We start from the raw sequence: 7,659 nt of genomic DNA, 5'->3' as shown, positions 1-7,659 counted from the left end.
GGGACGGCCCCCGAAAGCGTGCCCTGCCCGGCCCGACTCCTGGCGCCTCGCGGGCTCGGCCGGCAGCGTTTCTCGCGGGGAATCAAAGCGCTGCGTCCTTCTTGCCAACGCAGCCCCGCTCGTCTACCTACTTCCTTGTTCCGCGGTGGAGAGATGGCCGAGTGGTCGAAGGCGCTCGCCTGCTAAGCGAGTAAACGGTTTATAGCCGTTTCGAGGGTTCGAATCCCTCTCTCTCCGTTCCGTGGACCCTGGCCGGTCCGAGTTGTAGGTAGCGCGGCAGAACAGTGTGGCCTTGGTGCATGATAGCGTGGTGCCCCAGCCAGCGTTCGGAAGACCTTGGGTCGGTGGAGGCCCGCAGCTGAAGTGTTGCTGCCACCTCTGAAACTGCACGCATCGCGTGCAGGATCGGGAATGGCCTGCGCCGTTCGATTCAGCTGAATGAGACCCATTTTCGCATGGGCGAAACGCTTGGAGGGGTCGCTCGCAATTCGCCCAGCGGCTCTGCCAAGGCCGGCAACGAAGGGTAACGCTGCCGGTGCCAGAATCGGGATGGAGGAATAGAGCACCTTCTGGGCAAAACGGACCTTCATGTTGCCTGCCGTCACCCTTGCTGTGCCCGAGTTCGCGAACGAAAGGAGTTGATAGGTTCCAGCTTGGGGTTCCAGATTTCAGAGCGCACCATCTGGCAGCCTCTGAAGTTCGCCAGGCGCGAATCGAACAATCCAAAAAGGCACCGGCGGTGCAAAGGGGAGCACCGCGACCGCGACGAACCCGTTGAATGACGCAGATCGGAGATTTTTGTCCGTTTATAAGTTCCCGACCACACCAAACAGGAAGCCGCTGGCCGGCGCCCCGGCCCTCCGTTTAGTAGGTGAACGGGAAGAGCACATCCATCGAAGTATTGCCCCATGGGAAGCACGCGCTGGACGCCGCCGATGGAATTCGCGTGCCGTTTACTCCGCACGGAGGAGACGAGCAGGCGACATCGCCTTGTGTGCTAAGCTCCGAGCAGTGATCAATCGTGAACGCTCCGTACGCTGAGGTGCTGTACGGAAAGACGATGACTGGGTACGGAAATGGCTCGTCACCAATCCACTCGACCTCGACCCCGGGAATCCCGCAGCAGTATCCACCCGGCTCGTCGTCCCCTTGGTAGGGCAGGTAGCCTTCGGGGCACGCACTGTAGGTCTGGACCGGAGGGCACCCCCGGCAATCGACGGGCGGGGCGACCGGTTTTCGGGCTGCGCCCGATTCGATCTCGGGCTGGTTATAGCAATACCCACCGCAATATCCGTAGGGCGACAGGAACCCGGAACATGCATCGTCTCCATTCAGGCCCATGCCACCGAAAGTTTCCCCCCCGGTACCAGCCACCGCATCGTAGCAGGCGTCCGGGCAAACGGCGGATGTGCCGTTGGAATTGGATTGGTTCATCTCCTGGAACCGGAGCGTCGTGGCGCCGAACGAGACTGGATTCTCGATTCCGCCCTGGCCGGGAGTAGTCTCGATCCTGAACATCCGCCCATCGTTCGTCGTACACTCCATGAAGGCGCTGGCCTCCCCGCTATTGGGAAGTGATTTGCAGGAGTACCCCAGCGTATCCATCGTCTCCCCCGAACCCGGAGTCACAACCGAAAGGCACAACTGGTTGTCACTGTAAGACGCGCCGCAGTTCGTCGAACATTGCGCGACCAGCTGGAGGCCCATCTGCGGGCCGCTGGCCGTGAAACCGGAATTCCAAGCGATGTGTTGGGTGTCGCTCGTCACGACCGGATCCCAAAGCTCGGTGACGAGGTTCGGCTGGCCAAAAACGAGAGACGCATAGTCCGTCGAGCCATCGGTACCCGAGTCTTCGATCGTATTGAACCCAAAGGCACCGCAGCCCCAAGGATAGCTTCCATTCTGGGCATCGTCGTTCAAACTTGCCGACCACAATCCCGAGTCGTTGCTGATCCCGATGAAGCTCACATCGGCACCGCCCAGGTAGCCGCATCGGTAGTCGTTCACCATGACGCTGGCCATCATCGAGGTATGCTTCTCGTCCCAACCAAACATCTCATCGCAACCGACCTCAGAGCTGGAGTACCAAGCGACCGTGCACGGTACCGAGGCGTCTGCATCGGAACTGCAGTTCGCAGTTTCGAAGTACGTCGTCGCTAGAGAATCTTCGTTCGCCTGAGTATTCTTCTGGGGGAACCCGCTCGTCTCGAGCGTGTCGTAGTTTCCGCAACCAAGGTAGACGCAACCGTCGCAAAGAAGGGCGGCGTTGTCCGCGTCCTCGCTCACGGTCAGGTACGCCTCCGGGGCCCACCAGTCCATGAGGGGGCCGCCCGCCGGGTCCCCCAGCATGCCCTTCTGGCACGCCCCGAGATTCCCCTGCATCGCCCCCGCGAGGGCAAGCACCGGCTCACTGCTCGAGCAACCCTGGCAATCGATGAGACTGGCGTCGAGGTTCTGCTGCGCGTACCCGGCATCGACGCACGCGTACGGGGTGGTGCTCCCGTCGGCCGGGACGCAAAAGGCGGGACAAACCTCTCCGCCCGCCCCATCAGAAACTGGGCTGACCACGGTGCTGCAGGTATTCGAGTACGCTGCACCCTGGAAAGAGGCCCCATTCCCCGACGAGGCGCTTTCAAAGCTCGTGCAGCCGAAACCTTGCGCCTCCTCTTGCGTCGTCGCTTCCGCGCCACAGGTGCTTGCCGAGCATTCGCTCGGGCAGGCGCCCGGAGCCGAGGGAAAGCTGGACTGGAACCCGTATGGTTGCAGGGTCCTTCCATCGAAGTAGCCATAGCGTGGGGCCTGCCCACCCGGCGTCTGAAAGACCGACGGGCAATCTTCGTTTGTCTGCCAGGCCCCGGCAAGGTTGGGTGGGTCGTCGCTGGGTGTATCGTTATATCGCTTGATACTGGAGCGGCACGCAACCGGATCATTGACGGCGTACTGGTAGACAACCCCGGCCGCCGTCCACGGTTTCGCATTCGAGCAGCTGCCCCATGCGCCCGCAGCGGTACCATTGCCGTCACGGTAGCCGATGCAATACGGGTAATCGGATGGACAGATGTATTCCGCGCTCCCGATCGTCCCCGGCTGTCCGCCCGATACCGGATCCCCCGGTACCGTGATGGCGGCAACACCATTCGGTGTCTTCTGGTAGTCGGCGGCACATTGCGAACCAGACAGGTAAGGGCTCTCGCTTTGATAAGGCGCCGCGTCAAAATTGACATTCGCGGTGCCAACCCAGCCTTTCGGCTGCCCGATATAAGGGGGAATCCGAGTCATTTCGCCGGCGGAGCAAGGCTTGCCGATCTCGCAGTAAGAGGCACTGGTCACCAGAGCGTCCCAGGGAATGGACTGGATCGCGCAGGTCGGAGCCGTCTGCGGGCAGTCGTTATCCGTCCGACACGTCGTTGGTTTACACGCTCCGTTGGCGCACAGTCCGGACTTGACCGTCTCCGGATCGACGAGGCATAGCCCCGTGGTTGGCGTCTCCGGCCAGGCCTGGTTGCCAGCCGGGAGGTCGGTCACGAGGTACTGCAGGCCGAGTTCGTAGACGAGGTTGATGCTCTGCGCGTAGTAGTAGGCCAACTCCAGTTGGGCCGCATTATAGTGCTGCCCCATCGCCGTTGTGTCGTACGAGCATTGCGAAATATGCCCGCCGCAGTCCGGGTAGACGCACAGATCTGGGTTGCCCCCGCACGCATCGGGCGAGGACGGGCTGCATTGGACGCCGGCATAGCTTCCCGCCTGCGCGCTACAAGAGAAAGCTTCGGTCGAGTTGGAGCAGCTGCTTCCGGCGAATTCCGTGTTCGTGCAGGTGCTCTTCGAGGTCCCGGGCGTGGGGCCGCCGTAGTAGGTAGCTGCCGCGTTCCCCAGTTGCTCGATGGATCCCGGTGAAATGGCGTCGTTGGGAACGACACCGAACGGAAGATTGCCGAAAAAGTTGAAATTGTTGACGAGCCATTCCATCTGGAACGCCTGCGCGAGGACGGTTGTCGCATAGTTGATGTAAAGGACGACGGATTGATTGTAGGCATCGATCAAGGGAATGATGTTGCCGTTCGCGTCAAGTTGCACAGCCAACTGCCCCGTCCCGGGGGCAAGAAGGTTGCTCTGGAGCGACTCGAGAGTCTTGATCAGCTGCGTCTCGGAATCGTAGACCACGCATTGATGCGGGCTCCCCGTGCACTCGGCCACGAACGAGATTCCGGTGAGCGCTTGGACGTCGGCGGTGAACGTACCGACCAGGGAGTCCACGTAAATCTGCAGCTGCTTGAAGTTGTTCTCCGTTTGAAGGAGGTAGGGCCCCGGCGCCGAAGAGTCGGCTTCGCTGCAGTCATAAGCTGCAGAGCAGCTCGTCGCGACCGCCTGGGGGCCAGGAGTATTGCAAAGATTCGGAATCGGCTGCCCGACCGCTGAACACCAAAGGCCTGCATTTTCCATGAAGCCGCCGAAAATCCCGCCACTCGCCAACGCGCAAGTGGATTCCGGACCATTCGGAGTTGCTTCCTGACAAGATTGCGCTGTCGGGGGAATGGAGTCGCCTGTCCCGTAGGGGTTCGGTGAGAACTGATTGAACGATTGCCGATACGCGTCGAAGAAGGTTGCATTTTGGCTGTTCAGCACCTGCGTCCACGCAGTGAAAAAAGCCGCGTCAGTCAGGTCGAGTTGATTCTGAATCTGCGCGATCTGCTGGCTCTGAAAAAGGACCTCGTCGGAGAGATTGTTGATCTGGTTCTGCAGACAACTCGTAGTTGCCTCGCCTCCCTTGTAGGAGAGTGTGCTCCCCGCGCTCGTCGCCGCCGTTGAGCCTACCTTGATGGCCACCGTGGCTTCCGGACCGAGAACCATGCCGGCTCCGATCGCGACCACGCCCGTGGCCATGTTGATGAAGAATCCTGCTTTCTTCATCGAGCTGCCGCACTTGTTCCCGGAGGAAGACGCTGTCGTCTCGAGCCCCCTCTTGCTGTTGGACTCTCGGGGCGCCTCGGCCGGGGTCGTGAAGATCTCACCGATCTCGGCGAGGGGAATCACGGCATTTGAGACCCGGAACATCGGGGCCGGATCCCCGAGTCGCCACGACTCGCTCAGAGCCCAACGGACGCCCAACCGGCCGAACTGCGCAATCGGTGCGCCCGAGATCGAAAGGTTCCGCACTTCGGTGCCGCGCTGGCCCTGGTCGTCGGTGACCGTGACTCGGACCTCGTAGTCGCCCGGAGAGAGTTCAACGTGGGCGACTGGAGACATCGTCCGACCGGGGGAATCGAGCGACTTTCCATCTGACCGGGAGCTGATTGCGTATTCATACGAGGCAATCGTGCCATCACGATCCCCGGAGCCTCGGGCGTCCATGCGTATCCAGTTCGCCGCATCACGATCGCGGGTGAGGTTCTCGAAGCGAAGGCTGGCTTGAGGTGGGCGGTTCCCGGCCGGACCGGAGCCCCCCGTGCGACCCATCTTGGCACGAAGATCAAAACATCCGTCGCAACTGCGCCGCGACGAGCATTTCCATGGCTGAGTCGCGGTGAACTCCTGGCGCGGCAGGCCGGGGATCTCGAGCGCGACCGTCGATCGCAGAACCGCTTCGCTCGCACCTCCCACGCAGGCCGCGGGGGCCTGAAGGTTAGCGCGCCCGCTCTGCAGTTTGATCTTGAGCCGACCGTCGCGCCACGTGATTTGTGCACGTGTCCCGGAACGGTCTCGACCCGCAAACTGGAATTTCGACCGATCGGCACGCGCACTGCGGGCGGCTTCGAGCGGAACCGTCGAGACGTCTAATCCATCGATCGAGAAGAGCGACGTGCCGTCCAGTTCAGTGAGTGCTCCACCGATGAAAATCCGAACGCCCGACGAGAGATCGATCGCATCCGGCCTCTGCGCCTCAAAGCGCGCCTCCCAGCGCAGGCCCCCGCTGCGATCCGTTTCGCCGACGCGATCGGCGCGACCGGAGAATTTGGCGAGGTCGTTCGTCCCCAAAGACGCCGCGGCTAACGGTACCGGAAGTGCGACGATGAGTCCGAGGACGAAGAGAGCCGCCTGCGGCAGACGAAGAAATGTGCGCAAGTGGGAAGGCGTGAGCGGCAACGTGTCTGAGTGCATGCGCGACAAGGGGATAGGCTCTCCGGGGTTGAGGGCAGATTTTGCCATGCGCTAGGGAATGGCTCTCGAGCGGCGTCGTCAAAGTAAACCTACCACCCCGCCCCGTCAAGCGAGCAACTTCTGCCCAGCGGCTCTGCCACGGCCGGCAAGGAAGGGTAACGCTGCCGGTGCCAGAATCGGGATGTAGGAATAGAGCACCTTTTGGGCAAGAAGGGCCTTCATGTTTTCTACCGTCCGGCCGGGATTGGAACCTTGCGCCGGAAGGATGAGCAAGGCATGGTGAAGCTGCTTCGTGCTCGCAACTCCAGCTTTCTCCGAACCCTAAATTTGACCTCACCTCGTCAGGATCGCCATGCCTTCTTTTCATTTTCGTCTACTTGTCCTTCTTATTCCGACTCTCCTGTCCGGAATCCTCGCGCCACAAGCCAGCAGCGCCGATGTTCTGAAGTCCGGGGGACGGGCCGATCGGGCCGGCGATGTGACTCGCACCGGTGCGGTCCGTTGGGAAGCGATTTTCAGCCAGGCCGCGGCAGGCCCGGACCTCTCGTCCGGCTTGGAGGTCTTCCTTGGGGCGGTCCTGACCGAGCTCGATGGGACGCCGCTGGTTGCCATTGACGGGCTGGATATCGAAGCTAGCGGCTTGCAAGCCTCGCGGGGGGCGCGGCCGGATCGGGCGAAGTTCGAGGTGCCGGGAAGGGATCGCTCAGGTGCCCGGGTGCGAATTAGCTCGCGGCTCGGCAAGTTGCGCGTGGTGGCACAGATCAATCGCGCCCGCGTGCTGGTCCCAGCCGCCTGTCTGGCGGGGGCCGATATGGCCACCCTTCGCTCGAGCGTGACCCTGCAGGGGCAGGATGGCGAATCGACCTCATATACGTTCACCCAAGACTGGAAGTGCTCCAAGCGACGATCATGCGATGGCTGCTATGATTTAAAAACGATTCGCTCGTCCATTGCGGGACATGGGGGACATGAGGGACACGGGGGACATGAGGGACACGGGGGACACGGGGGACACGGGGGACACGGGGGACACGGGGGACACGAGGGACACGAGGGACACGGGGGACAAGAGGGCAACCGCCCCCCCAAGGCCAGCGTTCGCTTTGAAAATCTGACCCGGGACCCAACAAAGCGGAACTGGATCCGTCTGGACGCCAGCGGCTCCGAGGATCGCGACGGGCACGTGGTCTCCTACAGCTACGAGGTGATGGACAAGCCGGTTCGACTCTCGCTCCCGGGACCCGATGCGGCATCGCATCCCGTGGTCTACGTCCAGTTGAAACCCGGAGTCTACGATATTCTCCTGCGCGTGACCGACGACCGCGGTGCCGTCGGCATTGCTCGGCGCAGCCTATCGATCTCCGGCCAGGAACAAGCCAACTCCGGTGGCCCTGGCGTCGCTTGGGCCTTCGGAGAGTCTTGGGCGCCGGGTGATGACTACGCGGTGTTCGAGCACTCCGCGGCGCTGGCCGTCCCAGCCGCGCCGACCATCGATTCGATAGCGGCTGGCAATGGACAGGCCACTGTCACCTTTACACCGGGTGCCGACAACGGCTCGCCGAT

The 7,659-nt window shown here is 62.1% G+C and carries 2 protein-coding genes and 1 tRNA gene; 2 read left to right on the top strand and 1 reads right to left on the bottom strand.

The annotated features are described in order from the left end of the window. The first annotated feature begins 147 nt into the window (after window positions 1–147). Window positions 148–237: transfer RNA gene (locus tag P8K07_18720), tRNA-Ser, on the top strand. 627 nt (window positions 238–864) lie between these two features. Here the strand turns inward: P8K07_18720 and P8K07_18715 are convergent. Beyond that, window positions 865–6,060, bottom strand: coding sequence for a hypothetical protein (locus tag P8K07_18715; GenBank protein ID MDG1960559.1), 5,196 nt, complete (start codon window positions 6,058–6,060; stop codon window positions 865–867). Between the two features lie 388 nt (window positions 6,061–6,448). Here P8K07_18715 and P8K07_18710 point away from each other — a divergent pair. After that, window positions 6,449–7,659 (top strand): hypothetical protein (locus P8K07_18710; GenBank protein ID MDG1960558.1); only part of this gene is annotated, 1,211 nt, incomplete at its 3' end.

Source organism: Candidatus Binatia bacterium (genome assembly GCA_029248525.1).
Classification (GTDB): domain Bacteria; phylum Desulfobacterota; class Binatia; order UBA12015; family UBA12015; genus UBA12015.
The sequence above is the reverse complement of the archived record's forward strand: the minus strand, read 5'-3'. Positions and strand labels throughout refer to the sequence as shown.